The organism is uncultured Sunxiuqinia sp. (assembly GCF_963974515.1).
In the GTDB taxonomy this organism is placed as follows: Bacteria; Bacteroidota; Bacteroidia; order Bacteroidales; family Prolixibacteraceae; genus Sunxiuqinia.
In genome coordinates this window covers 15,085-31,485 of record NZ_CAXBDD010000041.1, presented here as the reverse complement: position 1 = coordinate 31,485, position 16,401 = coordinate 15,085, and the positions used below count along the sequence as shown (strand labels likewise).

Below are 16,401 nucleotides of genomic sequence, written 5' to 3'. Positions count from 1 at the left end.
GTTCTACAATAATAGAATACTGAGATTGAACCATACTTTCGCTAGTGGTTGGACTTTTTGTCCTGCAGCTGCCGGATGGAACCTGGGCAGCTAGAAACGCTACGGTTTGGACAATCAGCTGAAGATCTGATTAGGCTCCAAACGATCGCATTCCCTGAATGAAATTCTTTTTCGCTTTGGCTGATTTGACATTGGCGCCCGGGCCCGCAATGCATCCACCTTCGCAAGCCATCACTTCATAAAACTGAGCTGTATTTTTGCCTTTTTCCAATAGTTTCATCTGTCTGATCGCAGCTTTATCAATGCCATCAATTTGCTCGAAGGTGAAGTTTTCCGCTTTCTTTTCGGCCAAGACCGCTTTCAGTACGCCGCCGCTTTGAGCAAAACCCCGCGATTCAATCGTGTAGTTTTCGAGTGGCAGGGCTTCCATCTTTTCAGGCTGAATATTCATCCCTTCCATGATGGCATCAAGTTCTTCGAAGCTCAGCACAAAGTCGACCGAACCCAAATCACGGGCTTCTTTTCGTTTCGCAACGCACGGGCCAACAAACACCAGTTTGGCCTCGGGGTGCTGCTCCCTCAGTTCTTCGGCTGTGTATGCCATGGGAGATGGGGTGTGCGATACATTGGCCAACAAGCCGGGGGTGTGCTTCCGTACCGTTTCAACATAGGATGGACAGCACGAAGTGGTCATGAAGGCCTCGCCTTGCTCGAGCTTTTCCTTCAATTCTTCGGCTTCGTGCCGGGCTGTCTTTTCTGCTCCCCGCGCTACTTCCACCACTTCGGCAAAACCAATTTGCTTGATGGCTGCCAGAACTTTTCCGGGCGCTTCGGCATATTGGGCCAAAATTGCCGGCGCAACCAGGGCGATTACCGGCTGTTTTTGTTCCATCGCTTTTAGCACATCAATGATGGCTGACAATTCGAAAATGGCCCCAAACGGGCAGGCCGTAATGCATTTACCGCAATAGATGCATTTATCTTCGTTGATTTCTTCTATTCCCCCGGCATTTTTACTGATTGCACCCACCGGGCAGGCTTCTTCGCAAGGAATTGGAATATAGACAATGGCATGATAAGGACAAGCCTTTTGGCATAATCCACAGTTGACACATTCTTCGGCTTTAATTTCGGTTTGTCCAGACGGCATAAACCGAATGGCGTTTTTCGGACAGTTCATGACGCAAGGGCTGGCGACACAACCTCTGCAAAGATTGGTAACCACATAGTTGGCTTGTACGCAACTGGTGCATGCTTCATCCACTACGGTCAGAATATTTTCCGAGAGGCTTTCGCGTTGCAGCGACTTTTCAGCATAATTCTTCAGCGGAACCAAATCAATGTCAGCTTCAGGGACTTCAAAGCCCAGCAGGGGAAGCATTTTGTAACGTGTAATGGCCCGTTCCTTATAAATGCAACAGCGACCACGAGCTTCCCTGTTTTTTGGGTACAAGTCCACCGGGAGTTGGTCAATTTTGGAAACTAATTCTCCTTGTTGAAACAGCTTTACCAACCGGGCCATCAGCTCGTGCCGGATGATCATGATGTTGTTCAGATACGCCATTTTTTATGCCTTGTTTTTCTGGCGGCAAAGGTAGCTTTTTTTCATGCTGCACAACATGTTTTTTGCTTTCGGCTCATCATTTAAGAGGAAATTAACACAGGCTGAATCTAGCATGTGGTGAATAGCAAAACCAGCTCTATGGTTCCAATACTTTGCCATATTTTGACGGTGAAATCTGAAATTCCTTTTTAAACTGGATACTGAAATATTTTGGGTCGTTAAAGCCCACCTGGTAGGCAACTTCCGACACGTTTAACTGACTTTTGGAAAGTAGTTTTGCAGCTCTTTTCATTCGCAATATCCTGATAAACTCAATTGGAGTGTTTCCGGTGAGCGACAATATTTTATTGTACAACTGCATGCGGCTGATGCCCATTAAACGGCTAAATTCAGTCACCGAAAAATTTGAATCGCCCATGTGCTCCTCAATAATGTCAAATGCTTTGGTCATAAACTTTTCATCGAGTGACGTGATGCTGATGTCTTTGGGTTCAATTTGTAATTTGGTTTTAAACAACCTGCGCATGTTTATTTTTAGCTGGATAAGGTTGTGGATTTTTGTTTCCAGTATTTCAAAATTAAAGGGCTTAACGATGTAATCGTCGGCTCCCGTCTTGAGCCCTTCCAGTTTTTGTTGTTCAGAAATTTTTGCGGTAAGAAATACAAATGGGATGTGGCAGGTGATCTTGTCGTGTTTTACTTTTTGGCACAGCTCAATCCCGTCCATTTCGGGCATCATGACATCGCTCAGGATTAGATCTGGTAGTTGTTTATCGAGCAGTTCCAGTGCCTGCTTTCCATCTTCAGCCTCCAGAATTTCATAGTTCATTCCCAGGTTTTCTTTCAGGTAAGCCCGCAAATCGTGGTTGTCTTCCACCAGCAAAATCACGGGGAAGTTCATTTTTGCTGCTACGGAAAGGGATGCATCCTGCTTGTCCGTTTGGTCGGGGGTGAATTTTGTTTCCTTCAGCTTTCGGTGATATACGTGGCTTCTTTTGGTAACGATACTGTCAACGGGCAAGAATACACTGAAACAGGTGCCAATATTCAGAGCGCTTTCAACGGTAATTTCGCCGTGGTGAAGTTTTACGTATTCCTGAGCCAGTGACAAGCCAATTCCGGTGCCGTTAGCACTTGTGGAGTCTGGTTTTTCACCTTGGTAAAATCGGGTGAAAATTTTGTCCTTGTTTTCGGGGCGGATACCCACTCCATTGTCCTTTACCCGGATTACGAGATTTGTGCGCTTTTCGGTGTCTTCGTTCGGGGCCGATTCTTCGAGCGTGATTTGGACAATGACAAGTCCGCTTACCGGAGTAAATTTAAAGGCATTGGAAAGTAGGTTGAAGATGACTTTTTCAAGCTTGTCCTTGTCAAAGAGCATATTGAATTCACGTAAGTTGGTGACTTGCCGCAATTCTATATTTCTGTTTTCGCTCAGATCATTAAATGATGATACGGTTTCGGTAATGAATTGAATAATATTTCCCCACGAAGGATTGAAGCTTAATCCTTGAGCTTCCATCCGCCTGAAATCGAGCAACTGGTTAATCATGTTCAGTAGTTTCTTCGAATTCTGATAAATATGGCCCAGGTATTTTTCCTCCGGCAGCCCTTTAAATCGCGGTAATAGTTTTTCAACGGGCGATAGAATCAAGGTTAAAGGGGTTCTGAATTCATGTGAAATATTGGTGAAGAATTTCAGTTTCATCATGTCGAGTTCGTGAATACGTTGGGCTTCTTCACGCTCCATCTGCAGTTCAACTTTTAAACGTTCCCGGAATAGAATCATTTGTCGGAGAACCAGAAGAGCTGACAGCACCAACAGAACATATCCTACAAAAGCATACCAACTTCGCCAAGGGGGAGGCAGCACTTTAATATTAAGCGCAATGCCTTTTTCGTTCCAGGTTCCGTCAGCATTGGATCCTTTCACAAACAAGGTGTAGTTGCCGTTGTTCAGGTTAGTAAATGTGGCGAAGTTGGCCGAGCCATCTGTTTCAAACCAGTTTTCATCAAATCCTGACAGTTGATACTTGTACTTGTTCTTTTCCGGGTACAGGTAGGTCAGTGCTGCGAATTCGACGGTGAACAGGTTTTCCGAATAGTGTAAGACCAGTTCATCGGTGTGGCTGATTGGTTTGTCAAGAACGATCCGGTTTTTGAACAGAACTCCGGCCTCAATCTTCGAGTTGAAAATTCTGAGGTTGGTGAAGAGTAGTTTGGGCACGCTTCTGTCTAGTTGTATATCTTCAGGTTTGAAAATATTCAACCCGTTAGCACCTCCGAAAAGCAACTCACCTTGACTGGTTTTTAGGGCTGCGGTTTCCGAAAATTCACGCCCTTGTAAACCATCTGTTTCGTCAAAATGAATCAGGTTGGTTGTAAAGGTACTATCGTTTTCTATTTCTGTGAACCACAGTTTACTGATTCCCCGCGAACTACTGACCCACAGATTTCCCATTTTGTCTTCCAGAATGCGATAAACAGAGTTGCTTGTTAGTCCACTTTCGGTATCAACGAGTATGGAACTGTTGCTTTGCGGATTAAACTTAATCAAACCATTGTTGGAGCATAGCCAGTGCCATCCCCGGCTGTCTTGATAACTAGACACCAAGATCCCAAAGTTCTGGATGCCTTCCTGCGATGTTCCATTGGTATAATTTGTAAATGAGTCATCGGAAGGCAGATAGATTGACAAACCATTTGTTGTTGAAACCCACAACCGTTTTTCTTGATCAAGATAGAGGTGGTTGATGTAATCGCCGGAAATTGTCGAATTCTCTTGGGTGTATCGTTTGAATGATTCGGTTCTCGGGTCAAACAAATTAAGCCCCCCACCTAGGGTTCCGACCCAAAGCTTATTGTTGGCATCCTCCAGAATACTCCAAATTCGATCGTCTGAAATACTTTCGGGATCATTTACATCATGCTTGTAAGCAGTAAACTTCCCAGTGGATGGAGTGTATTTGTTGAGTCCGCCAAAGTAGGTGCCAATCCAAATATTCTCCTGATGATCTTCGTAGAGAGAGACGATGATGTCGCTTGTCAGGCCATTGGTACCGCTGTTGGTTGTTGTAATGTATTTGAATGTGCTGGCTTCCGGATTTAAAATATTGATTCCGCCTCCATTGGTACCAATCCATATATTTCCCTTAGAGTCTTCTATGCAGCAATTCACATCATCAGAGCTGAGGGTGTTTTCATGTTCCGGCTCATTTCTATATAAGCGAAACTTTTTATAGCCAGGCTTGAAAAAATCAAGCCCTTGCTTGTAGGTTCCCACCCATACAATATTGTCTTTGTCTATCAATAAGTCATACAGGCCATTGGTCGAAATGCTTTTCAGATCGCTACTTTGTGTAAGCAAATTTCTGACCTGTTTTTCTTTTTTATTGAAAAGGTAAATTCCGTTTCCATCTGTTGAGATCCAGACTGTGCCATCCTTATCTTCTTGAATTCCAGTAATCAACTTATGACCAATTTTTTGTACGAGAACCTGGTTAAGATCTTCATCCCACTGATTCGTCTTTAGGTCATAAACATATAAGCCTGCCTGGCTGCCTGCCCAAATCAGCCTGTCAGAATCAATGAACAGCTTTTGCAAGCCAGTAGTGTATTTTCCTTTGTATAGTTCAGGGAGTTGAAACTGAAGAAGCTTCCCTGTTTCAGTTCTGAAACAAACAAGTTTACGGGTTAAAGTCCCCATCCATATTTCGCCAGATGGCCCTTCTGCAAAAGAGAAAATATGATTGACGTTGGATGAAAAATCAGTTGAATCAATTAAATGATGCATAAACTGACCATCTTTGTAAGTGAAAAAACCTTCGTGCGTACCCACGTAAACGGTGCTGTCGCTCGCAACAAAGATATCGTTGATGTTATTGATGTCGTTGCAGCCAAATGCATTGTGATCGAATAAGGAGATCTGCTGAAATTGCTGGGAATGCAATGGTTTGATATTGATTCCGAAGGTTGTTCCTACCCATAGGTTTGCTTCATGGTCTTCGGCCATGCTGGCTATATAATTGTTTGACAGGCAGGTAGAATCAGCCGCGTCGTATTCAAAAGAGGTAATGTTGTATCCGTCAAAACGGTTTAATCCGCGATTGGTGCCAATCCATATGAATCCATCGGAATCACGGCAGAGCGATGTAATCCAGTTTGATGTCATGCCGTCTTGTACTCCAATATTGGAGAAGTTAATTGTTGGTTCCTGTGCCAGACCATCTTTATTGAAGAGCAGTAAAAAGGCTATAACTATCAGGTAGTTTAATCGATTCACCATATGTTGTATTTTCATGCTCAGGGTCGGTTTGCCCACTTAGTTTCTCATGCTTTGAAATTACTCAGATATTTGCTTTGTTCAACCTTTACTTTACATTTATATGCCTGTTTATTTACAAATTACCGCCATGATTTACACAAACAATGAGTTTTTTTTTACAAATGACATGAATCGGATTCGGTGAACAAGGATATATTTAGTACATCGGAAAACTAATTAACCAAGCGATGCCAAAGAAACACCAAAGACGAATTTACCTGTTGCTTGAGATACTCATTTACATGGTCATTGTTTCAATGATTATTTTTTTTGCCTGGCTTATGTAATAATCTACCAATAAAAGTATTCCAATATTCTAAACTAAACTCTTTATGAAAAACAAACTGACTTTATTTTTATTGTTATTCTTTCTTAGCGGCACTTTGCTGGCTCAGCAACGAATAACAGGTACGGTGCAGGATGAAAGTACGTCTGAAGCCATACCGGGAGTAAACGTGTTTCTGAAAGGGACAACTCAAGGAACAATAACTGATTTTGATGGTCGCTATGCTATTGAGGTTCCTTCGGGTGATGCAACACTTGTTTTCTCCTTTATCGGTTACGAAACCCAGGAGCACCAAGTTGGTTCGCGGACTACCATTGACATTGCATTGCGGACTGACATCAAGGGGCTGGATGAAGTAGTGGTAGTTGGTTATGGTACGATGAAGAAATCGGATTTAACCGGTTCAGTGGTGTCTGTATCAGAAGAAAAGCTGAAAGGTTCGGTTGTGGCCAACCTCGACCAGGCATTGCAGGGTCGCGCTGCAGGGGTTACTGCAGTACAAACATCGGGTCAACCAGGTTCGTCAGTATCCATTCGGGTCCGCGGACAAGGGACGCTGAGAGCCAGTGCTTCCGAGCCGCTTTACGTCATTGATGGAGTTCCGGTTCAAAACGTCAGCCAAAGCGGACATTCTATTGGCTTAGCCGATGCGATGGGAAATGGAAGTGTTTCTACTTTTTCTGGTCTTTCGGCAATCAATCCAGCAGATATTTTGTCTGTCGAAATTTTAAAAGATGCCTCGGCAACAGCTATTTATGGTTCGCGTGGAGCAAACGGAGTCGTGTTGATCACTACAAAAAGAGGGAAGGCTGGCGAGGCCAAATTCACCTACGAAGGTTATTACGGCGTACAAGAACAAGTGAAGCGCGTAGATGTTATGAACCTCAGGGAATTTGCAGAATACAGCACCGATTGGGCGGCCGAAACCAACGGGCGGGATCCCCGTTTGGAACTGCAGGATCCTTCTATATTGGGCGAAGGCACAGACTGGCAGGAAGCCGTCTTTCAGATCGCACCCATGTCCAGTAATCAAATCAGTGCCAGTGGAGGAAATGATAATGTGCGGTATTTTATTTCAGGAAGTCATTTCGATCAGGAGGGAACCGTTATCGGGTCCGACTTCAAGCGATATTCCAGCCGGGTTAATTTGGATGCCCAGTTGAAAAAGTGGTTCAAACTGGGAACCAACCTCATGTTTACGAAAACCGAAGAAAATATCGGGCTGAACAACAGCTCGGAAGGTATTATTAGTGTCGCGCTGAATTCTTCACCCGATATTCCAATCTACAATACCGACGGTTCGTGGTCGGGTGATCAACGCGAAGGCTCTCCGGGCCGTGTTAACCCAATTGCTAAAGCGCTGGATGAGGAAAATGTGCTGAAGCGAACCAGTTTTGTTGGGAACCTATACAGTGATATCAGTTTTATGGATGGACTAACTTTGCGTACCGAACTGGGAGTGGATGTCGGATATTCCAATGCTTATCACTTCAAACCGACCTTTCAATATGGAACCATTGTCAATGCGACCAATAATTCAAGCAAACAGTATAATCAGAATTTCTTCTGGCAATTGAAGAATTATTTGACCTATTCGAAAGCGTTCGAGAAGCACAATGTTACCGTGATGGCCGGGCAGGAAGTTTCGGAGTGGATGTATGAGAATCTTCGGGGAGCAAGCTCAGGTTTGTCAAGTAACGACATTCACGAACCAAGCTTGGGTGATCCAACGACCATGACAGTTGGTTCGGGAAAAGGCAGTGGAGCCATGGCATCTGTGTTTACACGAGCGAACTATTCGTACGACGAAAAATATTTATTGACCTACACGTTCCGTTACGACGGTTCGTCCAATTTTGGTCCTGAAAACCGCTGGGCTCCCTTCCACGCTTTTGCAGGTTCATGGCGGGTCAACAACGAATCGTTCTGGGAGGGGCTGAATGCCACCATTAGTAATTTTAAGATTCGTGCCGGATGGGGGCAAACCGGAAATGCCAACATTGGCGGCTACCGCTGGGGAGCAGCTATCGGCAAGATGCCAACCGGTTTGGGGCAAGGTTTCAGGCAATCGAATATTGCCAACCCTTACATCACTTGGGAAAAACAGGAGCAAATAAACCTCGGACTCGATTTGGGAATTTTAGATAACCGGGTTGAGTTGGTCGTTGACCTGTATGAGAAAACTTCTTCGGCCATGTTAATGGATATGCAGCTGCCGTCCTACATGGGAACGCGCGGAAACGCATCCATTCGTCTCAACCCACCCATGGGCAACTTTGGAGAAATTGAAAACAAGGGGATTGAAGTGACTTTGAATACACGTCCGTTGGAAGGGGATTTTAGCTGGTCGAGCGAACTTTCTGTTACCCACAACAAAAATAAGTTGCTGGGACTGGATGGAACACCTGCTGCTCACATCGAAGGTTACGGACAATGGACCGACTTGGTTAGTTTGACTGAGATTGGCCAATCGCTCTATGGCTTTTATGGCTACAAAGTCGCTGGAGTTTATCAGGATAAGGAAGATATCGAAAGTAGTCCGAAAACCAAAGCTTATCCAAGTGATGGAAACTTTAACCGCGGAAACACCGTTTGGGCAGGTGACCTGAAGTTTCAAGATTTGTCGGGCCCTGACGGCACTCCCGATGGCGTGATTGACGAATATGACCGTACCAATATTGGCTCACCGCTACCAAAGGTCACTTTCGGCTTTAATAATACGTTCGGCTATAAAAATTTTGAATTAAACGTCTTTGTGAGCGGGGCAATCGGGAATAAAATTTTAAACTATGTGGGGCGAAGCCTGATCAGCATGGAAAGCATGTGGAACAACCAGTTGCAAGATGCCGTTGACCGGGCAAAACTCGAGCCGATTGATGCCGGTAAAACTTATCCGTTTGTCAATTCCCACGGGGCTACAATCAATGGTTACTACGAAGACATTGACAATGTCCGGGTGAAGAATTCCGGTACCGAAATCCCTCGGGCCATTGCCGGCGACCCGAATGACAACAACCGGATTTCGGATCGATGGATTGAAGACGGATCGTATCTCCGGTTCAAAAACATCACTTTGTCTTATTATATCCCAAAGCAACTGCTGCGAAACGCAGGAATCGACCAGATCAAAATCTATTCAAATTTGCAGAATATGTGGACAATTACGAAGTATACCGGATTTGATCCAGAGGTTGGAGCCAGTCAAACGAACGACAATGTGAGCGGCTTGGATAATGGACGTTACCCATCTCCACGGATATACACCTTCGGTATGAACATCACATTTTAACTGCTGAAATACAATCGTTATGAAAAACATATTGAAATATTACAAAGTGGTTATCCTGTTGCTCCTGGCATTCTCCTTCAATGCCTGTGACGAGTTTCTGGATCGACCAACGGAAGACACCTATACCATTGATAGTTTTTACAAAACTGACGAACAATGCTTTCAGGCTGCCAACGTGCTCTACAATGCACCGTGGTACGACTTTCAACGCGGTTTCCTCTGGATTGGCGATGTGCTGGCCGGGAACATGTACCTGGGAACCGATAATGGCTATCAGAACTTTAACCTGACTTCTTCAAACGAAGACTTGACCAATGCCGCCAACTCGTTGTGGCTAGTGAATGGCCATTGTAACGCGGTGATTGAGAACATTCGGACAAAAGCCGGCCCGGCGGTGAGCGAAGAGACCAAAAATACGGTGGTTGGCGAAGCGATGGTGTGGAAATCGTTGGCCTATTTTTACCTGGTTCGCATTTGGGGGGCCATTCCGATTGTTCACAGCAATAGCGCCATTATTGGGGAAGGAACAGCAACCGAGCTGAAGAAGAACACGGTGGATGATGTTTACGAATACATTGTTAAGACGCTGGAGTATGCCGTGACTTTGTTGCCCGAGCAAAATAAACCAGGGAGGTTGAATAAAACCGCGGCTTACGGTCTGCTGGCCAAAGTCTATCTAACCCGTTCAGGCTGGGGCCAATCGGGAAGCCGCAACCAAGCTCATTTGGACAAAGCCAAGGAATATGCAGCTATGGTTGTGAACGAAAGTGGTTTGACACTTGAGCCAGAGTACAGTAACCTGTTTCGGATCTCAACGGGAAACAACAATCCGGAGAACCTGATCTCGTGGCGGTGGATCGCCTCTGACCAATGGACTTCGCAAAACTCCTTACAATCCGACCTCGCACTCAACGGCTTTACCGGACTGAATGACTCTTGGGGTACCTGGCGCGGACCAACAATTGATCTGCAGTTTGCCTTTGACGAAGATGCCCGGAATGATGAACGCAATAACCGTGATGCCCGCAGGAAAGCAACTTTAATGATGCGAGGGGATTTTTATCCTTATTTCTGGCGTCATGTTGGAGGATTTACTGCAACTTGGGATGATGAAGATAATGTTGCCGGAGCAACTTTTGGTATCGGAACTGGAGCTAACTGCGTGAAACACATTGTTGGACATTTTGAAGGAGATCACAAAGCCGAAGCTGGGGTTCCCGCACGAACCATGGCGACGGATTTGGCTACTCATATTCTGCGGTTGGCTGATGTGTACTTGATTTATGCTGAAGCCATTCTGGGAAATAACGAGTCAACCAGTGACCCGGAAGCTTTAATGGTATTTAATGCCGTGCGGAAACGTTCGATTGCAGCACATGAAAATGTGAGCTCCATTACATTCGAAGATATTTTCAAGGAGCGCCGCCTGGAACTGGCCTTGGAGTGCGACAACTGGTATGACTTTGTTCGCCTGCACTATTACAAACCGCAACTGGCCAAGCAATGGCTGAATAATCAGGAGCGAGGATCCTATAATAATATCATGGGGTACTACGAAGAAGAGGTTGATAAGGCGGATGTAACCATCGAATCATTTAAAGTGAACATCACGGACGACTTAAAATTCACGCTCCCTTTTCCTGAGGTGGATTTGGCGATGAACCCAAACCTGAGAAGTGATGTGGAACCTGTTCCGTTTGATTTCAGTACACTTGAATACTAACTGAAAACTAAAAGTTAAAGAAATGAAAACATATCTTACCAATAAAATACCGGGAGCATTTATGGTGTTTATCCTGGCCACACTTTTTGCCGGACTGCTGTTTCCGTCGTGCGAAGATGATGATACCCCTTCTGCATCGAATGCCGTGCCGGAAGTTCGTTACGTTCGCATAACCAATCCTGAAAAATCAGATTCGCTGCTTACGCATGCTTTTATGGGTAATACCGTAGCACTTATTGGTGAAAACCTGGGAGAAGTGGTGGAAATTTGGTTTAATGACCAACCCTCCATACTCAATACCAGTTTTATCACCAATACCAGCATCATTGTTACGATTCCAAACAACATCCCGGAAACCGTAACCAATGAAATCCGCCTGATCACTCGCGGTAGCATTGAAGCTACTCATCCATTTGGGGTCGATGTTCCTCCGCCATTTGTCAATTCGATGCTATGCGAATATGTTTCCGACGGGGAAGATGCTGTGATCCGGGGTAACTTTTTCCTTGATGATCCCAATATTCCGCTTAAGGTATTTTTTCCAGGGAACCTGGAAGGTGAAGTGAAAAGTGTAAGTCTTAACGAAATCGTGGTAACCGTACCTGAAGGTGCCGGTGTTGGCCCGATTAGTGTAAAATCGCTCTATGGTTCAACCCGTTCAACGTTCTATTTCCGCGACGATCGTAACTTCATTCTTGATTTCGATAACCTGACAGCAGCCGGAGGCTGGCGTTCAGGAGTGATTGCCAACTCGAATCCTGAAGGAATTGAGGGTAACTACGTGAGATTTCGAGGCGATATGCCTGCCGATGCATCCAGTAAGTGGGACGAGGACAGCTTCAGCTTTAACCTCTGGAACCAGGCTAACGGACGACCGGATGTGCCCTATTATTCGGGTGAAATAAGTGAGGCTGTGATCAAATTTGAATGTTATGTGGTTGAGCCTTGGAAATCGGCTGCATTGCAGATGATATTCACACCTTATACGACAACAGGAACTAACAGCTATATTGGAAATTCCAGCGTTCCCCGAGGATTGTGGATGCCCTGGAGTGCTTCCGGCTCTTATCAAACCGAAGGTTGGACAACGGTAACGATTCCACTCAACGACTTCAAGTATACTCCCGATGGACAAACCAGTGCCAACTCGCTGACCAAAGACATGTTGGGTGGCCTGACCTTCTTTGTTTGGAATGGGGGCTTGCTGGGAGAAGATTGTACCGTGCATCTGTGCATTGATAATATTCGGGTGGTGCCTCAATAAAATGACTAAACTTATAAATGAATGATCATGCAAACAAAATTCTTTAAATATATTACCAGAGCAATGCTGATTTCAGCATTGTGCCTGGCATCCTTTGGCGCAGTCTTTACCTCGTGTGATGATGACGACGATGATGGCATGACCACGGGAGTCGTTCTGGAAAGTTTTGGCCCAATGCCCATTGCCAGAGGAGCACAACTGTCCTTTATCGGACGTAATCTGGACCAGGTGACAGCCATTGTTTTACCTTCGTCCCTGGAAATTACCGAGTTTGGAACGAAAAGTCCGGGTTTGATAACCCTAACGGTTCCGCAAAACGCAGTTGAAGGATTCGTTGTATTGAAAACGCCTCAGGGGGAGATTAAAACAAAAACTGAAATTGGCTATATGGAGCCCATATCCATTGAGAGTTTTACGCCAACGAGCATCAAAGCGGGTCAGGAACTAACCATCAAGGGCGATTACCTGAATTTAGTGAAGGAAGTAATCTTCACCGACCGCGCGGCGCTTGGCGATACGGCGTTTATCACGCAAAGCCGCACCGAGCTTAAGCTATTGGTACCTGCCGAGGCTCAATCCGGGAAAATTGCAGTTTCCAATGGCGCCGAAGATCCGGTCATTGTGTATTCAGAAGCTGACCTGACCGTTACGCTACCCGCTTTTACCGAAATCAGCCCCAACCCCGTGAAAGCTGGTGAAATGCTGACCATCACCGGAACCAACCTGGATTTGGTGGAGAAAATCGTTTTGGGAGGTGAAAAAAATATTACTGAATTTGAAAGTCAATCTGAAACAAAAATTGAACTGAATGTACCTTCGGATACGCAGGATGGCAAAGTGACAATGGTTCCCGCATCAATGGTCGCCGTGGTGTCTGAAGTTGATCTGATTCTAGTTGTTCCAACTGTAGGTGTTGCTCCCACAACGGTGAAAAACGGGGGTGGAGTTACCATTACCGGAACCAATTTGGATTTGATTACCAAGGTTGAATTTGCCGGTGGCGCTGAAGGAACCGTTTCTGATGGAGGAACCGACACGGAAATCATAGTGACCGTTCCCGAATTAGCGGTAAGTGGCGAAATTGTGTTTTCAACGGCGGCGGGAAAAACGGTGTCGGGTGGCGAAATAACCATTGTCGCACCAAGCATAACTGGTTTTGAACCGGCATCGGGTAAACCCAATACCGATGTGGTCATTACCGGAGCTGATCTTGATCTGGTGGCCAAAGTGGTATTTACGGGTGGACTCGAAGGAACAATCAGTGCCCAGTCGGAAACCAGTCTTACAGTAAGTATTCCGGTTGGCGCTCAAACCGGGGCAATTTCGCTGATCGCGATTAACGGTGTTGAGTTGAAGACAGCTTCAGATTTCGAAGTTCTGTCGAACCTTCCTGATTTTACTTCTTATACAGAACCAAGAGGCGAACCGGGAAAAATATTGACATTGAACGGAACAAAACTGGATCTGATCAAAGAATTGATCTTCCCCGGAGGTGTTACGGCAACGGCTTATGGAATGAAAACAGACACCAAAGTGGAGGTCTATGTTCCTGAGAGTGTTACGTGGGGTTTTGGGCAGATCACCATGACTACTTATGAAGGTGAAGAAGGATTGTTGCCTCAAATCTATTTTGGAGGAATTCAGGCAATTGTTGATCCGAGCCTAATTATCAATGATTTTGATGAGGAAGGGCACGACCTTAGCTGGGACAACTGGGGTGGACAGGTTGCGTTGGGAAGTGATCCTGCACTCGGAATTTCCGGAAACTATATGGTTGGCGCTAATACCGCCATCAACGGATGGAGCTGGATTTGGGGTTGCAACCACGACCAATTACCTAAGGTGTCCGTAATGACAGCCGATCATGTGTTGAAAATGGATATCAATATCACGAAACCGTTGCTGTCAACCGATTATTCGTTCACGATGAAGTTGGCCGGAACAGACATCAGTATAGGTAAGCTGGGCTTAGAGTATCCTGATGGCAGCCATTCAACGCCGGGATGGATCACCATCACTTTCGACTTGGCAGACTATGACAATCTTCCGGAAACTATTCCTGCTTCAGGCGATTGGGGCATGACCTATTGGGCTTCAACCCCCAATGATATCACCGGCTTGTATATTGACAATATTCGTTTTGAGAAAAAATAAGAACTAAGCTTAATTTTTAAAGGAAAGGGGCCAACTAATTTTCCCGAATGGTTGCCCCTTTCTTTGTATCAGAACGAATGCATGAGTCCTCTTGATTGTTGAAACTTACAATTATTTTTCATGATGATATTCCAAGGAGTTGGCATGGGACTGTTGGTGCTGTTACTAATCGGAGGGGCCAGGATGACTTTTGCTCAAACCTACGAAGCCGAAACCGCAACCCTGTCTTCAGGGCTTAGTGTTCACACCAGTACAGCCGGGTTTTCGGGCAGCGGTTATGTTGGAAACTTTGCCAACGATGACGATCAACTTGCCTTCTCCATTACCATTGAGGAGGCAGGTTATTTTGATGTGATGGTGAGCTATTTGGCTCCCTATGGAGAAAAGACAAACGTCATTCGCTTGAACGAAAGCAGGCTGGAGTTTACGGTAGAGTCCTCCAGCTCGTTTCAAGAAAAAGCGATTGGTAAAGTCCGTCTGAAAAAGGGCGAGAATGTGGTTGTGATCAGTAAGAGCTGGGGGTGGTTTTTTGTTGACTACCTTCGGTTGACAGCCAGCATAGATCCTGAAACCCCATTTAACTTGAGCGATCAGTTGGTAACACCGAATGCCACCACAAACGCTCAAACGCTGTTTCAGTTTTTGAAGGATCATTTTCAGAAGAAAATTATTTCAGGGGTAATGACCCTAAGCAGCTTTGACGAGACCAACTGGCTGAAACAACAAACAAGGAAAGAGCCAGCTTTGATTGGTTTAGATTTTATGCATTGCAATCGAAACTACAGCTGGTACAACGATGATACGCCTGGAAATGACGCCGAGACTTGGTACAATAAAAATGGCATTCCAACAATTGGCTGGCACTGGCGTGATCCATCACGGATAACGGAAGCCTTTTACACGGACGGAACCACCTTTGATGTATCGAAAATTCATGATGCAAGTTCGGCAGAATACCAGGCCATGCTTGCGGATATTGACTACATCGCCTTGCTCTTAAAAGAATTGGAAGACAAAGATATTCCGGTACTTTGGCGTCCCTTGCATGAAGCGTCGGGTGGTTGGTTTTGGTGGGGAGCCAAAGGTCCCAAAGCATGTAAGGAGCTCTGGCAACTGATGTTTGACAGGCTGGTCAACCACCACCAGATTAATAACCTGATTTGGGTATGGACCACCGATACCCGCAGCGATGCACTGGACTGGTATCCAGGTGATGAATATGTGGATATTTTGGGCGTAGATATTTATGCCGAAACCGGAGATTTTAGTTCTCAGTACCTCACCTTTGACCAGATCAAGACTAATTTTGACGGCAAGAAAATGGTGACGCTTAGTGAATGTGGCATTGTACCCGATCCGGACAAGCTGGAGGAAGATGAGGCTGGCTGGTCTTGGTTTATGCCTTGGTATGGCGACTTTGTCAGGGATGGAAGTTCCAACCCTTTGTCGCACTGGCAAAAGGTCATGGAGCATGCCTATGTGATTACCTTAGACGAAATGCCGGATTTACGCACTTACGTCACCTCAGCTTCTGATTTTCAACAAAAGCAGGACTCCCCGTTTTATGTGACAATTGACCGCATTCAACAAACGATGACCGTCGAGCCGTTCAGGTATCGAGGTGAGTACAATGTTGAAATCTACAGTTTGTCAGGGTGTTGTATTTCCAGACAGCAGCAAGCAATGGGGGCGCATTGGATTCCATTAGCCGGAATTCCTGCAGGACTGGTTCTGGTTTCGATACAAACACCAGAAGCCCGCTATTCGCACAAACTAATTCTATTCTGAAAGATTAAG

7 protein-coding genes are annotated in these 16,401 nt (G+C 45.4%); 5 read left to right on the top strand and 2 right to left on the bottom strand.

Features of this window, described 5'->3' with window-relative positions:
* Nucleotides 1-130 precede the first annotated feature (130 nt).
* Complete coding sequence (locus AAC033_RS10655; protein ID WP_339737874.1) at nt 131-1,564, bottom strand: monomeric [FeFe] hydrogenase; 1,434 nt, start codon at nt 1,562-1,564, stop codon at nt 131-133.
* Nucleotides 1,565-1,700: 136 nt separating this feature from the next.
* On the bottom strand, nt 1,701-5,864 hold the full coding sequence (locus AAC033_RS10650; protein WP_339737872.1) for a two-component regulator propeller domain-containing protein: 4,164 nt from the start codon (nt 5,862-5,864) through the stop codon (nt 1,701-1,703).
* A gap of 356 nt (nt 5,865-6,220) precedes the next feature.
* Here AAC033_RS10650 and AAC033_RS10645 point away from each other — a divergent pair, with 356 nt between their 5' ends.
* From AAC033_RS10645 to AAC033_RS10625, 5 genes are all read left to right on the top strand, one after another.
* Nucleotides 6,221-9,463 carry a TonB-dependent receptor gene (locus AAC033_RS10645; protein ID WP_339737870.1) on the top strand — a complete coding sequence of 1,081 codons (3,243 nt, stop codon included), beginning with the start codon at nt 6,221-6,223 and terminating at the stop codon, nt 9,461-9,463.
* Between the two features lie 19 nt (nt 9,464-9,482).
* The gene (locus AAC033_RS10640; RefSeq protein ID WP_339737868.1) at nt 9,483-11,186 is read left to right on the top strand and encodes a RagB/SusD family nutrient uptake outer membrane protein; all 1,704 of its coding nucleotides are present in this window, start codon (nt 9,483-9,485) and stop codon (nt 11,184-11,186) included.
* Between the two features lie 22 nt (nt 11,187-11,208).
* Nucleotides 11,209-12,450, top strand: a complete 1,242-nt coding sequence (locus AAC033_RS10635) for a glycan-binding surface protein (RefSeq protein WP_339737866.1) — start codon at nt 11,209-11,211, stop codon at nt 12,448-12,450.
* Nucleotides 12,451-12,477: 27 nt separating this feature from the next.
* Nucleotides 12,478-14,604, top strand: a complete 2,127-nt coding sequence (locus AAC033_RS10630) for a glycan-binding surface protein (protein WP_339737864.1) — start codon at nt 12,478-12,480, stop codon at nt 14,602-14,604.
* A gap of 120 nt (nt 14,605-14,724) precedes the next feature.
* The gene (locus tag AAC033_RS10625; RefSeq protein ID WP_339737862.1) at nt 14,725-16,392 is read left to right on the top strand and encodes a glycosyl hydrolase; all 1,668 of its coding nucleotides are present in this window, start codon (nt 14,725-14,727) and stop codon (nt 16,390-16,392) included.
* Nucleotides 16,393-16,401 lie beyond the last annotated feature (9 nt).

Coding starts and splice junctions, on each gene's coding strand:
- AAC033_RS10655 (WP_339737874.1), bottom strand. CDS start 1,564: ATGGCGTATCTGAACAACATCATGATCATCCGGCACGAGCTGATGGCC.
- AAC033_RS10650 (WP_339737872.1), bottom strand. CDS start 5,864: ATGAAAATACAACATATGGTGAATCGATTAAACTACCTGATAGTTATA.
- AAC033_RS10645 (WP_339737870.1), top strand. CDS start 6,221: ATGAAAAACAAACTGACTTTATTTTTATTGTTATTCTTTCTTAGCGGC.
- AAC033_RS10640 (WP_339737868.1), top strand. CDS start 9,483: ATGAAAAACATATTGAAATATTACAAAGTGGTTATCCTGTTGCTCCTG.
- AAC033_RS10635 (WP_339737866.1), top strand. CDS start 11,209: ATGAAAACATATCTTACCAATAAAATACCGGGAGCATTTATGGTGTTT.
- AAC033_RS10630 (WP_339737864.1), top strand. CDS start 12,478: ATGCAAACAAAATTCTTTAAATATATTACCAGAGCAATGCTGATTTCA.
- AAC033_RS10625 (WP_339737862.1), top strand. CDS start 14,725: ATGATGATATTCCAAGGAGTTGGCATGGGACTGTTGGTGCTGTTACTA.